Here is a 17277-nt window from a genome sequence, read left to right as displayed (position 1 = left end):
GATGCGCTATCGCACGATGGGAAGACTCGGCTGGGAGGTCAGCGAGGTCGGCTACGGGATGTGGGGCATCGGCGGCGGCCCCGGCAACTTCACCGGCTGGGACTACGACCTCGCGCCGCGCTGCCTCGACGAGGCGGTCGAGCTGGGCTGCACGTTCTTCGACACCGCCTGGGTGTACGGGCGCGGCATCAGCGAGCGGATGCTGGGCGCGCTGCTGAAGCGCCATCCCGACCGGCGGCTGTACGTCGCGACGAAGATCCCGCCGAAGAACCGCGAGTGGCCGCCCGGCCCCGAGGACACCCTCGACGACGCCTACCCGGCCGACCACATGCGGGAGTACACCTACCGCAGCCTGGAGAACCTCGGGACCTCCCGCGTCGACCTGCTGCAGTTCCACACGTGGGAGGACCGCTGGGCCGGCGACGAGCGCTGGCAGGAGGTCGTCGCCGACCTCAAGCGGGAGGGCGTCGTCGACGCGGTCGGCATCAGCGTCAACCGGTGGGAGCCGGCCAACTGCCTCGCCGCGCTCGACACCGGCCTCATCGACGTGATCCAGGTGATCTACAACATCTTCGACCAGGCCCCCGAGGACGAGCTGTTCGAGCGCGCGCGGCGGGACGGCATCGGGATCATCGCGCGGGTGCCGTTCGACGAGGGAACGCTCACCGGCACGCTGACCGCCGACACCACGTTCCCGGAGGAGGATTGGCGCGCCACCTACTTCTGCGACGAGAACCTCAAGCCGAGCGTCGAACGCGCCGAGCGCCTGAAGGAGGTCCTGCCGGAGGGCATGTCGCTGCCGGAGATGGCGCTGCGGTTCATCCTGCACCACCCGGCCGTCAGCACGGTGATCCCCGGCATGCGCAAGCCCGCCCACGTCCGCGCCAACCTCGCGGTGGGCGACGGCAGGCCACTGGACGACGCGCTGCTGCGGGAGCTGCGCGAACACCGTTGGGACCGCGTCCCGACGTGGTGGTCCATGTGAGCCCCGGAGTGATCATGATGTGGGCGCATTCGCGCTCGGCCTCGACGGCGTTCCTGCGCATGATGATCGAGCGGGGCGACGTCGCCGTCCTGCACGAGCCCTTCCTCGCGCTGACCGAGGAGGGCGAGGTCTCCGTGCCCGCCGCGGCCGGCGGCCGCGCGACCGCGCGGTCGGAGGAGGAGCTCCTCGCCCGGCTCAAGGAGCTCGGCCGCACCCGCCCGGTCTTCGTCAAGGAGGTCGTCGACTACGACTACGGGTTCGTGCGCGGGCGGTCCGGTGAGCTCGCCGGGATGACGCACACCTTCATCGTCCGTGACCCGAAGCAGACGATCAGCTCGCACTACGCGGTGAAGCCCGCGGTGACCTGCGCGGAGATCGGCTACGAGCGCCTGTACGGGCTCTTCGAGGTCGTCCGCTCCGCCACCGGCCGCGTCCCGCTCGTCATCCGCGCGGAGCGCCTTGTACGCGACCCGGAGGCGGTCGTCAGGAGCTTCTGCGCCTACACCGGGCTGCCGTTCCTCCCCGAGGCGCTCGCCTGGAAGGCCGGCGAGCGGCCCGAGTGGCGGCGGACCCGTGAGTGGCACGTCGACGCGAGCCACAGCACCGGCTTCACGAGCCGCCGGAACACCTATCCCGTCACGGTCGACAACGACACCACCCTGAAGTCCTTCTACGACCACCACCTGCCGTTCTACGAGCAACTCGTCCAGCACGCGTTCTGAGCAGGAGCAGGCATGGCAACAGAGACAGTGCCGGCGGACACCACCACCGGTCTGCCGCAACAGTCCCCCGGACGGTTGTTCGCGCGGGCCTACGCGGCCGACCCCGAGCGCGCCGAGGTGCGGTTCGACTACACCATCACCGAGGCGCACGAGCCGACGAAGGACCGGCCGCGGCTGACCGTACGGAACCTGCTGAAGGTGCGTCCGGTCGACGAGGACGTCGCGCGGTTCTGGACCGAGACGCGGCCGGCCGCCGAGGACGCCGGGACGGTGCTGGACGCCGACGTCCGCCGCGAGGCCGCGTTCCGGTTCGGCATGGCCGAGGCGGGCGTCCACCCGATCCAGGCGTGGGTGCAGATCCCCGACGGGCTCGCCGGCGACCCGGACGCGCTCGCGGAGTTCATCGACTACCGGCTGCTCGTACGCCTGGCGACCGCGGAGAACCAGGCGCTGACGAACGGGCCGTACGGCCTGCTCAACCATCCGGACATCGCCCGGATCGCCTACCACGACTACGTCACCGGGATCCTGACGGCCTGCGACGAGATCGAGCAGACGGGCGCCACCCCGCACGCGATGATCGTCAACCCGAACGACTTCTACCACCACCTCCTCGGCCGGAACGGGCTGCTGGCGGAGCTGGCCACGAGCAACGGCATGAAGATCAGCCGGAACCGCTGGGTGGCCCCGGGCACGGCCCTGGTCGGCGACATCTCGGTGGCGGCCCGGCTCCTGGACGCGCGCCGCTCCGTGATCCGCGTCGCGGAGCCTCCGCCGGGGACCTTCGCGCGGCCGGGCGTCGCCGTCTGCGCCGAGGTCTACGAAGGGCTCGCCGTGCTCCTCCCCGCGCTCTTCTACATCGTCGCCCCCGCGGACGCCGCCGCGTGAGCGAGCGAACCGATGAACACGGCGGTCCAGGCCCCTCCTCCGACGAAGGGGGCCGCATGAGGCGTCCTTTCCGGAACGTCGCGTTCTACCGCCCGTACGCCGCGATGTTCGGCGGGATCTTCTTCTGCCTCCTCGGCGTCGGCGCGTCACTCGCCACCCTGCCCTTCTACGTGCTGGACGAACTGCACGGCAACAAGGTCGAGGTGGGCGTCGTGACCGCCACGATCGCCGTCGCCGCGGTCGTCACGCGCCCGATCGCCGGACGGATCGGCGACCGCCACGGCTACAAGCTCGTCATGCTGGCCGGCGCGGCGATCTGCGTCCTGGCCGGCGCCGGCTACTACGCCGCCCGCGACGTCCCGGTGCTGGTCGCCGTCCGGATCCTGCACGGCATCGGGGAGGGCAGCGTCTACACGTCGGGCGCGGCGTGGCTGGTGCGGCTGTGCCCGACCGAGCGGCGGGGCCGCGTCGTCGGGCTGTACGGGATCTCCATGTGGCTGGGGATCACCCTCGGCGCGCTGTTCGGCACGGTGGCGATGCGGGAGAGCGGCTTCTCCGCCGTCTGGGGCCTGTGCGTCGCGGTCGGCGCACTCGGTCTCCTCGTCGTGTCGCTCCGGGAACGCCCGGAGCAGCCCGAGGCCGCGACGACGGCCCGCGCCGCCATCCTGCCGGTCAGCACGGTGCTGCCCGGCGTCGCGCTGTCGCTCGCCGCCCTCGGATACGCGGCGCTGTCGTCGTTCGTGGCGCTGCACATGGCGGCGCGCGGCGTCTCCGACGGGATCGCCGGGTTGAACGCCTACGGCGTCACGTACGTGGGCGTCCGCCTGGTCATCGGCAACCTGCCGGACCGGATCGGCGCCCGGCAGGTGGCGTTCTGGTCGGCGATCGTCGAGGCCGTCGGGCTGCTGGTCGTCGCCGTCGCCACCAACCTGGTCACCGTCATCATCGGGGGGCTGGTGATGGGCGCGGGCCTGTCCCTGCTGTTCCCGGCGCTCGCGCTGCTCGTCATCAACCGTACGAAGCCGGCGCAGCAGGGCGCGGCGCTGGGCGGATTCACCTCGTTCTGGGACATCGGGCTGGCGGTGGGCGGCCCGTTCGCGGGACTCATCGCGGGCGCGTCCGGTTACCCGGCCGTGTACTGGGTCATGATGGCCTGCGCGGTCGCGTCGGCGCTGCTGTCCTGGACGACGAACCCGCAGCGGAGGCCGGCGATGCAGGAGCCGTGACCCCGCCCCCTCCCCTCGAGCGGTTCGCACGGTCGGATCCGGTTCGCGCGGTTGACGCGGGTTCGCGCGGAATCCACGAACTACCTGTGCGTTCTCTTGGGGTTCCCCGCCGCGCCACAGGGCATTGCGTCGTTGACCCCCTCGCATGTCCCGAAACGCCACGGAACTCGAGGAGGGCACCGATGACAGAGACGGCTCAGCGGGCGCGGCAACAGGAGCAGCGCGAGGAGCGACGGGAACGGCCGCAGCAGCGCGGCAGACGCGAAGAGCCATCGGACGGCAGCGTCGGCGTCGTGCTGGCGGGGGCCGGCGCGCGCGGCGCGTACGAGGCCGGGGTGCTGTCGATCCTGCTGCCGGAGCTCGACAACCGGGGCTACCGGCCGTCCGTCTTCGTGGGCACCAGCGCCGGTGCGATCAACGCCGCGCTCTTCGCCTCCCTCGCGCATCTGGACGCCGCCGAGGCCGCCGAACGAGCGTTGGCGATGTGGCGATCGGTGCGCCGCGGCATGGTCTTCAGGCCGATCCTGCCGACACTGCCGTTCGCGGCGATGCGCTACCTGCTCAGACTGGGCAACCTCCCGATCCCGACGACCGGCGGCCTGCTCGACACCCGGCCGCTGGGAACCGCCCTGGCCGGCATGCTGAACTGGCGGGACCTGCACAAGAACCTGCGCACCGGAGCCGTGAAGGCGGTGGCCGTCGCCGCCACGGCGAGCCACACGGGGCGCACGCAGATCTTCGTCGAGAGCCCGAACGTCCGCACCCCGGAGAACGACCTGATCCGCGCGGTCGACTATCTCGACGCCCACCTGATGCCCGACCACATCATGGCCTCGGCCGCCATCCCGGTGCTGTTCCCGCCGGTGCGCATCAAGACCGAGGAGACCGACGGCTGGTACATCGACGGCGGAGTCCGGCTCAACGCGCCGATCGAGCCGGCGATCGACCTCGGCGTCGAACGGGTCGTCGTTATCGCCACCGACCCCGGTAAGCGCCTGGACAAGCCGCTCGACGGCCACGCCGGGATGCCGCCGACCGTTCAGGACACCTTCGCCCAGCTTCTCCACGGCGCGCTGGTGGACTCCATGCTGGAGGACCTGAACACCCTGCGAGACGTCAACCAACTGGTACGGGCGGGGGCCACGAACGTCATGAGCCGGGCCACCGGCCGTAAGTACCGCGTCGTCGACTCCCTCTTCGCCGGACCGGCTCCGGGCGACGTGGACGAGCTGGGGCAGCTCGCCAACACGGTCATGTCGACGGCCATGGCCGGGGTGCGCGGACTCCAGCACCCGGAGCTGCGCCTGCTCAGCGCGCTCATCGGGCCGACGACGAGCCGCGGTGAGCTGATGAGCTACCTGCTGTTCGAGCCGGAGTTCATCGACCAGGCGATCGAGCTGGGCCGACGGGACGCCCTGCGCGTCCTCGAGCCGCTGAAGGAGAAGGACGGGGACATCTGGACCCTCTGCGACTAGGGCGTGTCTCGAAGTCCCCGTCCGTAGCGAGCGGCGTCCAGGCGGCGCGTCGCAAGGCGGAGGAGGGAGTCAGCCCGGTGTTGGCTGGCGACCGACGACAACGCGGCGAGGCGTCGTCTGGACGCCGCGCAGTAGGACAGCGGGACTTCGAGACACGCCCTAGCCGGCACGCTCTCCGGAGACAGCCCACCGCGCCCAGGCCGGTGGGCTACTTCCCGCTTCCCCGATGCGACACGAGATCACCCGCCGCCCGCCGCTCCCCCAGCCCGTCGTCCAGCGCGGACAGCAGGTCGATGAGGCTGCGGCGCTGGTCCGCGGACAGTGGCGCGAACAGATCCTCACTCGCCTGCCGGCGGGCCTGGCGCATCTCCTCCCGTACGGCCAGCCCCGCGTCGGTGAGGTGCAGCCGGATGGCGCGCCGGTTCGCCGGATCGACCGCGCGCCGGACGAGGCCGGCCTGCTCCAAGGAGTCGATCACGGTGGTGACCGACCGGGGCACGACGCCGAGACGGTCGGCCAGCTCGGTCATCCGCAGCGGCTCGTCGCTGCGGGTGATCATGCGCAGCGCCCGCTCCTGGGCGGGTGTGAGACCCAGGGGGGCGAGCCGGGCCAGCTGAGCCCGCCGCAGGCGCTTGGTCAGCCCCTGGAACAGGTCCGCGAGCTGCGCCGACGACTCCTCTTGATCCATGTCGCCGAGCATACCGGACGGTACTCATACTGAGCCTGGCACATTGTGAGTGTTACTCTGCTATGTCCCGAGAACCACCGAATCGTGAGGCGCCCTTGAACTTCCACTTCCACGAACGCGATCGCCCTTCGCCCCCGGACCCGGCCGGAGGCACCCCGGCCGCCCCTCGCACGCGCGCGCCGGCCGAGCCCGGCCCCGATGGACCGGCCACATCCGCGCCGCGTGTGCCGCTGCGCCGGATCGTCCGCCTGTTCCGGCCGTACCGCTGGAGCCTGGCCTTCGTCGGCCTGCTCGTCGCCGCGTCGTCCCTGGTGTCGCTGCTCAACCCGTTCCTGCTCCGCGAGGTGATCGACGTCGCGCTGCCGAAGGGACGCGTGGGCCTGCTCACCGTGCTCGCCGCCGGGATGATCGTCGTGTCCGTCGCGAACAGCTGCTTCAGCGTGTCGCAGACCTACGTGTCGACCAAGGTCGGGCAGCGGGTGATGCACGACCTGCGCACCGCCGTCTACGCCCACCTGCAGCGTATGTCGCTGGCCTTCTTCACCCGTACGCGCACCGGCGAGGTCCAGTCCCGCATCGCCAACGACATCGGCGGCATGCAGGCCACGGTGACCACCACCGCCACCACGCTGGTGTCCAACCTGACGACCGTCGTCGCCACGGTCATCGCCATGGCCGCGCTCGACTGGCGGCTGACGGTCGTGTCACTGATCATGATGCCGGTCTTCGTGTGGGTCAGCCGCCGCGTCGGCCGGGAACGCCGCCGCATCACCCGGATGCGCCAGGCACAGCTCGCCACGCTGGCCTCGATCGTCCACGAGTCCCTGTCGGTCAGCGGGATCCTGCTCGGGCACACGATGGGCCGCTCGCGTACGCTCACCGACGCGTTCGCCGCCGAGTCGGTGACGCTGTCGGACCTGGAGGTCCGCGCCAACATGGCGGGCCGGTGGCGGCAGTCCATCATCCAGATCGTCATGTCCTCCATGCCCGCGGTGATCTACTGGGCGACCGGCCTCACCGGCCGGAACGGCCACATGCTGATCTCCATCGGAACGCTGGTGGCCTTCACGACGCTCCAGCAGAGCCTGTTCCGGCCCACCGTGCAGCTCCTCCAGGTGGGGGTCGACCTGCAGACCTCGCTCGAGCTGTTCGGCCGCATCTTCGAGTACCTCGACCTGCCCATCGACGTCGCCGAGCCCGAGCATCCCGTACGCGTCGGCGAGATCCGCGGTGACGTACGGCTCCGCGAGGTCGGGTTCGGCTACGGGGCCGCCGAGGACGCCACGCTGCGCGACGTCGACCTCGCCGTGCCCGCCGGCAGCAGCCTGGCGGTCGTCGGCGAGACCGGTTCGGGGAAGACCACTCTCAGCTACCTCATCCCGCGGCTGTACGACGTGACCTCCGGCAGCGTGACCATCGACGGCGTCGACGTGCGCGACCTGTCCTTCGACGACCTCGCCCGCGCGGTCGGCGTCGTCTCGCAGGAGACCTACCTCTTCCACGCCTCCGTCGCGGACAACCTGCGGTTCGCCAGGCCGGACGCCACCGACGCCGAGCTCGTCGAGGCGGCGCGCATCGCGCAGATCCACGAGCACATCGCCGCCCTGCCGGACGGCTACGACACCCTGGTCGGCGAGCGCGGGTACCGGTTCTCCGGCGGGGAGAAACAGCGCCTGGCGATCGCGCGGGCCGTGCTGCGCGACCCGCCGATCCTCGTCCTCGACGAGGCGACGAGCGCGCTCGACACGCGGACCGAGCGGGCCGTTCAGGAGGCGATCGACGCGCTGTCCGCCGGACGCACCACGATCACCATCGCGCACCGGCTGTCCACCATCCGCGGCGCCGACCAGATCGTGGTGCTCGACCACGGCCGCGTCGTCGAGCGGGGCACCCACGAGAGCCTGCTCGCCCTCGGCGGCCGCTACGCCGCCCTCGTGCGCCGCGACGCCCACCTGACCGACGACCCCGCGCTCCACGAGGAGACCGAGGCCCGCTCCGCCTGACCACCGGCGCGCCGCGCCCGGGAGGCAGTTCACCGATCATCCCCCGGCGCGGCGGGGCCCGGCGGCGCGCCGGTCAGGAGGCGGGCGCACTGACGCCACGAGGGTTCTTGCGCGCGAGTCGGCGAAAACCCCTCGCCCGCCGCGGTGCCCATGGCCGACTAATGACAGATGCCTTGACTGGCGCTAAAGGCTGACATAAGAACCAGGCGACAACGTTGTCATCGCCCTATCTCCCTCCGCGAAAGGGCAGTCCGGATGACACTCCCCCGCCCCCTGCACGCCCTCATGCCCGCTCTCCTGATGCTGGGCGCGCTCCTCCTCCCCACCACGGCGAGCGCCGCCGCGCTCGTCTCCGACCCCGCCTCCCTGGTCAACCCGCTCCTCGGCACGACCAACGGCGGCAACGACTTCCCCGGCGCCGACGTCCCGTTCGGCATGCTGCAGTGGAGTCCCGACACCTCCAGCCGCGCCCTGGGCGGCGGCTACTCCTACAACAGCTCCACCATCACCGGGTTCAGCCTCACCCACATGGCCGGACCGGGCTGCGGCGCGTACGGTGACGTGCCGATCATGCCGACGACCGGGGCGGTGAGCAGTCCGGGATCGGCCAGTTCGTCGTACTCGCACGCCAACGAGTCGGCCTCCCCCGGGTACTACGGCGTGACGCTCGGCAACGGCGTCAAGACCGAGCTGACCACGACGACCCGGGGCGGCATCGGCCGCTTCACCTTCCCGTCCACCACCCAGGCGAACCTGCTGTTCAAGCTGACCGGGAGCCAGAACGGCGACTCCGCGACCACCTGGCAGACCGTCGGGAACACCGAGGTCGCCGGCTCGGTGACCAGCGGCCGGTTCTGCGGCGCCGGCAACGCCTACACGCTGCACTTCTCGGTGGCCTTCGACCACCCGTTCAACACCGGAACCTGGCTCGCGTCCGGTGTGCGGACCGGAGCCCAGCGGCTGGCGCAGAAGTCGACCGCGCGGGCGACCCGCACGACCGTGTCGCCGCACGCGGCGGACCGGCCCAACGAGCCCCGCCTGCACGGCCCGGCGGGGACCACGGCGGCTCCGCTGGCGGCCCCGAACGGCGGATACCTGACCTTCGACACGACCGCGAACCAGGTGGTCACCGCGCGGGTCGGCATCTCGTTCACCTCCGACGCCAACGCGAAGGCGAACCGGGACGCCGAAGTACCGAACTTCGACTTCGACGCCACCCGTACCGCGGCCCGGGGCGCCTGGAACACCATGCTCGGCAAGATCCAGACGGCCGGCGGCACCACCGCGCAGCAGCACGTGTTCTACACGTCGCTGTACCACGCGCTGCTGCACCCCAACGTGTTCAGCGACGCGAACGGCCAGTACATGGGGTTCGACAACGCCGTGCACACCGCCGCGTCCGGGCACGCGCAGTACGCCAACTACTCGGGCTGGGACATCTACCGCAGCCAGGCCCAGCTCATCGGCATGATCGCGCCCGCGCAGGCGAGCGACGTGGCACAGTCCGCGGTCAACGACTACGCGCAGGGCGGCCGGTTGCCGAAGTGGGCGCAGGCCAACGGCGAGTCCTACGTCATGGTCGGCGATCCGGCCGCCTCGATCATCGCCGACATCTACGCGTTCGGCGGCCGGAACTTCGACACCACCGCCGCGAAGAACGCGATGATTCACCAGGCGACCGTCACGAACAACGACCGGCCCGGCCTGAACTACCTCTCCAGCATCGGCTACCTGCCCAGCGACGGGACGTACGGCTGCTGCAACTACTACGGGTCCGTCTCGACGACCCTGGAGTACGACACGGCCGACTTCGCGCTCGGGGCGTTCGCCGGCGCGCTCGGTGACACCGCGAACCAGAAGAAGTTCGTCGACCGCGCCCAGAACTGGAAGAACCTGCTGAACACCTCGAGCGGGTTCATGCAGCCGCGTACGGCCAGCGGGCCGTGGGCGGGCGGCTTCTCCCCGACGAGCGGCACCGAGATGGTCGAGGGCACGTCCTGGCAGTACACCGGGATGGTGCCGTTCAACGTCCGCGGCCTGGCGGACGCGAAGGGCGGCAACGCCGGGATGGTGGGCTATCTCGACCACGTGCTCGCCGCGTACGACGGCAGCGGCGGCGACCACGCCGACCTCGGCAACGAGCCGAGCGTCGAACTGCCCTGGGAGTACGACTACGTGGGCCGGCCGTGGCGCACGCAGGAGGTCATCCGGAGCGTGCAGAACAAGCTGTGGCCGGACTCCCCCACCGGCTGGGGCGTCGGCAACGACGACCTGGGCACGATGAGCGCCTGGTACGTCTGGTCGGCGATGGGGATGTTCCCCGAGACGCCGGGCACCGCCGACCTGGCCCTGGGCAGCCCGCTGTTCACCCAGGTGGTGATCACCCTCGGCACCGGGAACAAGCTGACCGTCAACGCGCCGCAGGCCGCGACCGACGCGCCGTACGTCCAGAGCGCGACCTGGAACGGCGGCGCCTGGAACAACGCGTACCTGCCCGCCTCGGCGGTGACGTCCGGCGGGACGCTCGGCTTCACGCTCGGCACGACGGCGAACACCTCGTGGGCGACCGCCGCCTCGTCGGCTCCCCCGTCGTACCCGGGCAGCGGCGGCACGCCGACCCGCACCGGGCCGATCACCTCCGGTATCGCCGGGAAGTGCGTCGACGTGGCGAACAGCTCCGCCGCGAACGGCGCGCACGTCCAGCTCTACACCTGTAACAGCAGCAACGCGCAGCAGTGGACCGTGCAGGGGGACGGCACCCTGACGGCCTTCGGCAAGTGCATGGACGTCTCCAACAGCGGCACGGCGGACGGCACGAAGGTCCAGCTGTACGACTGCAACAACACCGGCGCGCAGCAGTGGACCTACGACTCCACGGCCAAGGCGCTGACCAACCCCGAGTCCGGCAAGTGCCTCGACGACCCGAACAGCACCACCACGGACGGCACCCAGTTGCAGATCTACGGCTGTAACAAGACCGCCGCCCAGCAGTGGACGCTGCCGGGCTGACGCGCCGCGCGGCGTGCGGGAGCCCCGTCCCCGCACGCCGCGCTCCGCGCGGCCGCGGTGCGGAGGTGAGGTGAGCCGGACCCTCGCCGGCGGCACCGCTTAGTGTGGACGAGTGGTCACGATTCGCCCGTCGGAACCACTCCGTCCGTCGATTCCGGACACGATGCGGGCGGCGGTCCTGTTCGGCCCGGGCGACCTGCGGGTCGTCGAACGGCCGGTGCCCGTGCCGCAGGCGGACGAGGTGCTCGTCCGGGTCGCGATGTGCGGCACCTGCGGGACCGACCTGAAGATCCTCGACGGGCACTTCCCGCAGACCCCGCCGTACGGTGTCCACATCCCGGGCCACGAGTGGACCGGCACCGTCGTGGCCGCCGGTTCGGCCGTGGACGAGTTCGCGCCCGGCGACCGGGTGTGCATCGAGGCGCACCACGGCTGCGGGCGGTGCGGCAACTGCCTGACCGGCCGGTACACCGCGTGCCTCAACTACGGCGACTCCGCGAAGGGGCACCGGGCCACCGGGATGACGGCGAACGGTGGTTTCGCGGAGTACGCGATCCACCACGTGAGCGCGCTCTACCGGTTGCCGGCCCGGGTCACGGACGAGGACGCCGTGCTCATCACCACGGCCGGCACCGGCCTGTACGGGCTGGACACCGCCGGCGCCTACATCGCCGGGCAGGACGTCGCGGTCTTCGGGCCCGGGCCGGTCGGCCTGATGACCGCGCAGGTGTGCAAGCGCATCGGCGCGGCCCGGGTGATCCTCGTCGGTACCCGGGAGTCCCGGCTGCGGCTCGGCCGCGAACTCGGGGCGGACCACACGCTGAACGCCGGCGAGGCCGACCCGGTCCGGGCGGTGCTCGACCTCACCGGCGGCCTGGGCGTCGATCTCGCGATCGAGGCATCGGGAGGTCTCGACGCGCCCGAGCAGTGCGGTCGGGTCGTCAAACGCGGCGGCAAGATCCTCTTTCTCGCGTTCTACTCTGGGCCCGTAAGGCTGGACCTCGGCGCGATGGTCCGCAAGGACGTCACCATGTACACGTCGCGCGGCGAGGGCGGCGACAACGTACGGCGTGCCGTCGCGCTGGCGGCCGCGGGGATGCTCCAGGCGGGGCGACTGGTCACCCACCGCTTCCCGCTGGAGGACATCGCCGAGGCGTTCCGCGTCCTGCGGAAACGCGAGGGCGATCCATTGAAGATCGTCATCATTCCGTGAGCACGGCGTCGGCCCGACCGGGGAATCAGCATCGGCGTGGGGGCGACCGATGTACCGACAGATCCTTGACCCGATCGGCGGCTCCCTGGCGCTGTCCGCCTCGGTCGCGGCGATCCCCCTGGTCCTCCTGCTCGTGCTGCTGGGCGTGTTCCGCGTACGGTCCGACGTCGCGGCGGCCTGCGGCCTGCTCGCCGCGTTCGTGATCGCCGTGTTCGGTTATCGGCTGCCGGTGACGCCCGCCCTGAGCGGCGCGGCCCAGGGCGCGGCGTTCGGCCTCTTCCCGATCGTATGGATCATGTTGAACGCGGTGTGGGTGAACCGGTTGATCGACGCGTCCGGGCTCCTGTCCGTCATCCGGCGCACCTTCGCCGGCCTGTCGCCGGACCCCCGGGTGCAGGCGCTCGTCCTCGCGTTCTGTTTCGGCGGCCTGCTGGAGGCACTGGCCGGTTTCGGCGCGCCGGTGGCGGTGATCACCGCGCTCCTCCTCGCGCTCGGCCACGCCCCGGTCCGCGCGGCCACCGTGGCGATGTTCGCCGACGCCGGCGGGACCGCCTTCGGGTCGATGGGGAACCCGATCGTGGCCCTCGCCAAGGCGGCGAACCTGCCGGCGGCGGAACTGGGCCGGATGGTCGGCCGCCAGTCCGCGATCGTGGCGGCGTTCCTTCCCCTGATCATCGTGCTCGTGCTGGACGGGCGGCGCGGACTCCGCGACCTGTGGCCGCTCGCCCTGGCCACCGGGCTCGGCTTCGCGGCCGGGCAGTTCGTGACGTCGAACTACCTCGCCTACCCGCTGTCGGACCTGGTCGGCGCGCTGGGGGCGACGGCGGCGGCCGTGGTCCTGCTACGACTGTGGTCGCCCGCCGCCACGCCGGCTCTCGCGGCGTCCGGCGCCGGACGTTCCGGGGCCCCGGTGGAACGGCCGGCGAGCCCCTCGCCGGTCACCACCAGGCTGCGCGCGTTCACGCCCTACCTGCTGCTGATCGTGCTTCTCGCACTCGTCTCGCTGAACGACCCGGTGTCACGTGCGACGGCCCGCCTCGGCGTGCGGTTCTCCTGGCCGGGCGTGCGAGTGGTCGACGTCCACGGCGGGCCGCTGAGCCTGGCGGTCTTCCGGTTCGACTGGCCGACCGCGACGGGGACGATCCTGCTGCTGACCGGACTGGTCTCGACGGTGATCCTGCGGGTGCCGGCGCGAACCGCGCTCCGTGAGTACGGCCTGGCGGCGGCGCGGATCCGGTGTGCCGCGACGACCGTGGTCCTGGTGATGGCCCTGGCCTACCTGATGAACTACTCGGGCCAGGCCGTGACCATCGGCACGTGGCTGGCCGGCACCGGCGGCGCGTTCGTCCTGCTGTCCCCCCTGCTCGGGTGGCTCGGGGTCGCGGCGACCGGGTCCGACACGTCCGCGAACGCGCTGTTCGGCGCGGTGCAGGTGGCGGCGGCCGGCCGGATCGGGATCAGCCCGATCCTGCTCGCGGCGACCAACAGCCAGGCGGGCGTCCTCGGCAAGCTGGTCAGCCCGCAGAACCTGGCCATGGCCGCGGCGGTCGCGGGGCTGGCGGGCCGGGAGGGCACGCTGTTCCGGCGCACCTTCCCGTGGAGCGTCGCCTGCCTCATCGGGTTCGCCGTCCTCGTCGTCCTGATGGCGACGGGGCCCCTCTCCTGGATGGTCGTACGCTGAGCGGGCGGGCTCAGGAGGCGGCGCGGTCCTCGTCGGCCGGCTCCCCGGGCCGGGTCGAGATCGCGGGCCAGAGGGTGTCGACCACGCGCGTCGGCAGCTCCTCGTCCTCTCCCCCGCGGATGAACGCCGCGTAGTAGCTGCCGATGCACATGTCGGCGACGGCGTCCAGGTCGAGGCCGGAACGGAGGTCCCCGCGCTCCTGGAGCGCCTGGAGCGTGTCGAGGAGGAGCCGCCGCCGGGGCAGCACGGCGTGGGCCCGGACCATCTCCAGGAGCTCGGGGTTGTGCTCGGCCTCGGCCATGACGTGGCCGACGAGCATGATCCCCGTCCGGTCGGGCGCCCGGAGGTCGAGCCGGCGGACGGCCTCGGTGACGGCCTCGCGCGCCGTGAGCCGCTCGAGGTCGACCGGCGGGGCCGCCTCCTGCAGCGCTCGGAAGCCATGGTCGAGCGCGTCGACGACCAGATCGTGCTTGCTCTCCCAGCGCCGGTACACCGTGGGCCGGGTGACGCCGGCGTCGGCGGCGACGTCGCCGATGGTCATCCGGGAGTAGCCGTCGACGGCGAGCCGGCGGCGCGCCGCCCGCAGGATCGCCTCCTCGATCAGCGGGTCGCGCGGGCGCCCCCGTTGCCTTCTAGGAGCATCCGCCACCATCACATGCCTCCTGACCTGCGGAAACGATCATTTCTTTACTTGACAGTACCGTAATAAAAAATACTCTGGAAGGAGAACGAAGACAACCCACGAACCGCCTGGCCGCCCGTCGCGGCCAAGGAGGGTGTGCCAAAGTGAGCGAACATATTCTGGATCTTCCACTCGACGCCCGGCCGGACCCCGACGAGTTCGTCCGCGCCGCGATGGAGTGGCATTTCAACCCCGAGACGGGCTCGGCGTACTGGCTGCGGAGGGCGGAGACGCTCGGCTTCGACCCGCGCAGTGACGTCAAGACCGTCGAGGACCTGGCCCTGTTCCCCAACATCATCAACGAGCTGCGCGAGGTCCGCGTCGAGGACCTCATCCCCCGGGGCTACGGCCCGGAGCCGGACGTCGTCGGCGTGTACGAGAGCGGCGGCACCACCGGCGCCCCGAAGCGCGTGGTCATCCTGCGGGACTGGTGGACGCGGATCATGGCGTGGATGAACGCCGGGATGGACGCCGCCGGGTTCCCGAGGAACGTCGACTGGCTCGTCGTCATGCCGAGCGGGCCGCACATGGCCGGCAAGATGTCCGAACAGCACGCCACCGACCGCGGTGGCATCAGGTTCACGGTGGACATGGATCCGCGCTGGGTGAAGAAGCTCGTCGCCGCGGGCAAGGCCGAGGAGGCCGAGGCGTACGCCGAGCACCTCGTGGAGCAGGCCGCCTTCGTGCTGCGCACCCAGGACGTCGGCGTCATCATCACCACGCCGCCGCTGCTGGAGCGGATCTCACGGCACGACGACCTCGTCGACCTGATCAACGAGAAGGTCAAGGGCATCGTCTGGGGCGGCGCGCACATGGACGCCGACACCCGCTACCTGTACCGCACCGAGGTCTTCCCGGGCATCAAGCTCCGCGGCACCTACGGGAGCACGATGATCCTCGGCGGCTCGAACGAGCGCCTCGACCTCGCCCATGACGACGCGTGCGTCTTCGACCCGCCCGCCCCGTGGGTCACCTTCCGCGTCGTCGACCCCGACACCGGCCGTACCGTCGACCACGGCGAGCGCGGCCAGGTCGTGATGAACCACGTGACCAAGAACATGCTGCTGCCCAACAACCTGGAACGAGACCTCGCCACCCGGGTCGAACCGCCGGCCGGCCAGGCCGGTGACTCGGTGGCCGACGTCTCCCCCGTCGCCCACTTCGACGACGAGGCCGTCATCGAGGGGGTGTACTGATGACCGAGCGAAGCGAGGGAATCGGTAGGCACAGCACCTTTGGTCATAAGGCCGACGGAGGAGGCCACATGACCGATCCCATCTTCATCGACGCGCTGGGACCGAACGGCCCCTACCGCGCGCGCAACCGGCTGACCGTCGCCGACGTGGCCGGGAACCCGCTGGTCGAGCTCAGCCTCGTCCCGAGGCTGTTCGTCACCCGCGCCATGTCCGCGCTGCACAAGGCCGAGACCCTTCCCACGAAGGAGCGCCTGGCCGCGCTCCGCGCGGCGGGCGAGCTGTTCGCCACCGGAGTGGTCGACGGCATGTCCGCGACCGACTACCAGTACACGGTGAGCCGGATCTCCGGCACCCCGCTGCCGATCGTCCAGCGCGCGGTACGGGCCATCGCCCGCAGCGCCGCCGACTCCTACGACAGCGCCCAGAAGGCCCGGCCCGTCGGCGCGGTGAACGACTGGCGCGACCCGAAGGCCCGGGAGGGCACGGCGGTGTGGATCCGCCGCGGGGACGTCTTCGCGGTGCACGCGGCCGGCAACCACCCCGGCGTGCACAGCCTGTGGCTGGAGGCCCTCGCGCTCGGCTTCCGGGTGGCCGTACGGCCCTCGCGCCGCGAGCCGCTCACGCCGTACCGCCTGATCTCCGCGCTCCGCGCGTCGGGGTTCGGCGACGACCAGATCGTGCTGCTGCCCACCGACTACGCCGAGGCGGACGAGATCCTGCGCCAGGCCGACCTCAGCATGGTGTACGGCGGACAGGAGGTGATCGACAAGTACGCCGCGGACACGACGGTCCTGCCGAACGGGCCCGGCCGGTCGAAGATCCTCATCACCGCCGACTCGGACTGGCGCGACCACATCGACATGATCGTCGATTCGATCAGCCACGAGGGCGGGACGGCCTGCGTGAACACCACCGCCGTCTTCGTCGAGGGCGACCCGGCCCCGGTGGCCGAGGCGATCGCCGCCCGGCTCTCGGCCATCCCGAGCCTGCCGCCGGAGGACGACAAGGCGGTGCTCACCGCCTACTCCATGCCGGCCGCCCGGAAGATCGAGGGCTACCTGCGGGCCAAGGCCGCCGGCACCAGGGCCCACCTCGGCGGCGACGGCGTGGTCGACGAGCTCCCCGACGGCAGCGCCGTGCTCCGGCCGGCCGTGCACGAGCTCGCCGACCCGTTCGCCGAGCAGGCCGGCGTCGAGCTCGCGTTCCCGTGCGTGTGGGTGGCCCCCTGGACCCGGGAGGCCGGGCCCGCGGTGTTCCACGACACGCTGGTGCTGACCGCGGTCACCAAGGACGAGAAGCTCCTCGACGTGCTGCTCGCCGACCCCACGATCAAGAACCTCTACATCGGCGACCACCCGACCTACTGGATGACGCCCGGCGTCCCCCACGACGCCTACCTCGGAGAGTTCCTGATGCGCACGAAGGCGGTAATCCGCGACTGATCACTCGCGGAGCCTTGTGCCGAGGATTTCCGTCGCCATGACGACGAAAATCCTCGGCACTGAGCCT

Annotated in this window: 13 protein-coding genes; 11 read left to right on the top strand and 2 right to left on the bottom strand. The window is 71.3% G+C overall.

Annotation, left to right across the window (positions count from 1 at the left end; translation table 11 throughout):
• Window position 1 precedes the first annotated feature (1 nt).
• The 5 genes from AB0K82_RS07200 (at window position 2) to AB0K82_RS07180 (ending at window position 5296) form a co-directional block, all read left to right on the top strand.
• The gene (locus tag AB0K82_RS07200; RefSeq protein ID WP_364393813.1) at window positions 2-985 is read left to right on the top strand and encodes an aldo/keto reductase; all 984 of its coding nucleotides are present in this window, start codon (window positions 2-4) and stop codon (window positions 983-985) included.
• Complete coding sequence (locus tag AB0K82_RS07195) at window positions 982-1707, top strand: sulfotransferase family protein (protein WP_364393811.1); 726 nt, start codon at window positions 982-984, stop codon at window positions 1705-1707. Before AB0K82_RS07200 ends, AB0K82_RS07195 begins: the two co-directional genes overlap by 4 nt.
• Before the next feature lie 12 nt (window positions 1708-1719).
• Window positions 1720-2595, top strand: a complete 876-nt coding sequence (locus AB0K82_RS07190) for a family 3 encapsulin nanocompartment shell protein (protein ID WP_364393808.1) — start codon at window positions 1720-1722, stop codon at window positions 2593-2595.
• A 56-nt stretch (window positions 2596-2651) separates the two neighbouring features.
• Window positions 2652-3821 carry an MFS transporter gene (locus AB0K82_RS07185; protein WP_364393805.1) on the top strand — a complete coding sequence of 390 codons (1170 nt, stop codon included), beginning with the start codon at window positions 2652-2654 and terminating at the stop codon, window positions 3819-3821.
• A 182-nt stretch (window positions 3822-4003) separates the two neighbouring features.
• Entirely contained in the window at window positions 4004-5296 is a 1293-nt protein-coding gene (locus tag AB0K82_RS07180; RefSeq protein ID WP_364393802.1) for a patatin-like phospholipase family protein, read from the top strand.
• A gap of 208 nt (window positions 5297-5504) precedes the next feature.
• On the opposite strand, the gene AB0K82_RS07175 is transcribed toward AB0K82_RS07180, so the two are convergent.
• Window positions 5505-5984, bottom strand: a complete 480-nt coding sequence (locus AB0K82_RS07175; protein ID WP_364393799.1) for a MarR family transcriptional regulator — start codon at window positions 5982-5984, stop codon at window positions 5505-5507.
• A 224-nt stretch (window positions 5985-6208) separates the two neighbouring features.
• Between AB0K82_RS07175 and AB0K82_RS07170 the strand changes: the two genes are divergently transcribed.
• The 4 genes from AB0K82_RS07170 to AB0K82_RS07155 all read left to right on the top strand — a co-directional run bounded on the left by AB0K82_RS07170 (window position 6209) and on the right by AB0K82_RS07155 (window position 13890).
• Window positions 6209-7987, top strand: coding sequence for an ABC transporter ATP-binding protein (locus tag AB0K82_RS07170; protein WP_364393796.1), 1779 nt, complete (start codon window positions 6209-6211; stop codon window positions 7985-7987).
• Window positions 7988-8242: 255 nt separating this feature from the next.
• A complete protein-coding gene (locus tag AB0K82_RS07165; protein WP_364393793.1) occupies window positions 8243-10996 on the top strand; it encodes a lectin in 2754 nt (917 codons plus the stop codon).
• A 163-nt stretch (window positions 10997-11159) separates the two neighbouring features.
• Window positions 11160-12209 (top strand): alcohol dehydrogenase catalytic domain-containing protein, encoded by a 1050-nt coding sequence (locus AB0K82_RS07160; RefSeq protein WP_364393791.1) that lies wholly within the window; start codon window positions 11160-11162, stop codon window positions 12207-12209.
• Window positions 12210-12258: 49 nt separating this feature from the next.
• Window positions 12259-13890: an L-lactate permease gene (locus AB0K82_RS07155; protein ID WP_364393788.1), complete on the top strand. Its 1632-nt coding sequence runs from the start codon at window positions 12259-12261 to the stop codon at window positions 13888-13890.
• Between the two features lie 10 nt (window positions 13891-13900).
• Here AB0K82_RS07155 and AB0K82_RS07150 read toward each other — a convergent pair whose 3' ends face one another.
• Window positions 13901-14542 (bottom strand): TetR/AcrR family transcriptional regulator, encoded by a 642-nt coding sequence (locus AB0K82_RS07150; RefSeq protein WP_364393786.1) that lies wholly within the window; start codon window positions 14540-14542, stop codon window positions 13901-13903.
• Between the two features lie 134 nt (window positions 14543-14676).
• On the opposite strand from AB0K82_RS07150, the gene AB0K82_RS07145 reads away from it, so the two are divergent.
• Window positions 14677-15768 carry a phenazine antibiotic biosynthesis protein gene (locus AB0K82_RS07145; protein ID WP_364393784.1) on the top strand — a complete coding sequence of 364 codons (1092 nt, stop codon included), beginning with the start codon at window positions 14677-14679 and terminating at the stop codon, window positions 15766-15768.
• 68 nt (window positions 15769-15836) lie between these two features.
• A complete protein-coding gene (locus tag AB0K82_RS07140; protein ID WP_364393782.1) occupies window positions 15837-17210 on the top strand; it encodes an aldehyde dehydrogenase family protein in 1374 nt (457 codons plus the stop codon).
• The last annotated feature ends 67 nt before the right edge of the window (window positions 17211-17277 follow it).

It is taken from the genome of Actinoallomurus sp. NPDC052274, assembly GCF_040679475.1.
GTDB lineage: Bacteria > Actinomycetota > Actinomycetes > Streptosporangiales > Streptosporangiaceae > Actinoallomurus > Actinoallomurus liliacearum.
This window is presented reverse-complemented; position numbering and strand designations above follow the sequence as displayed.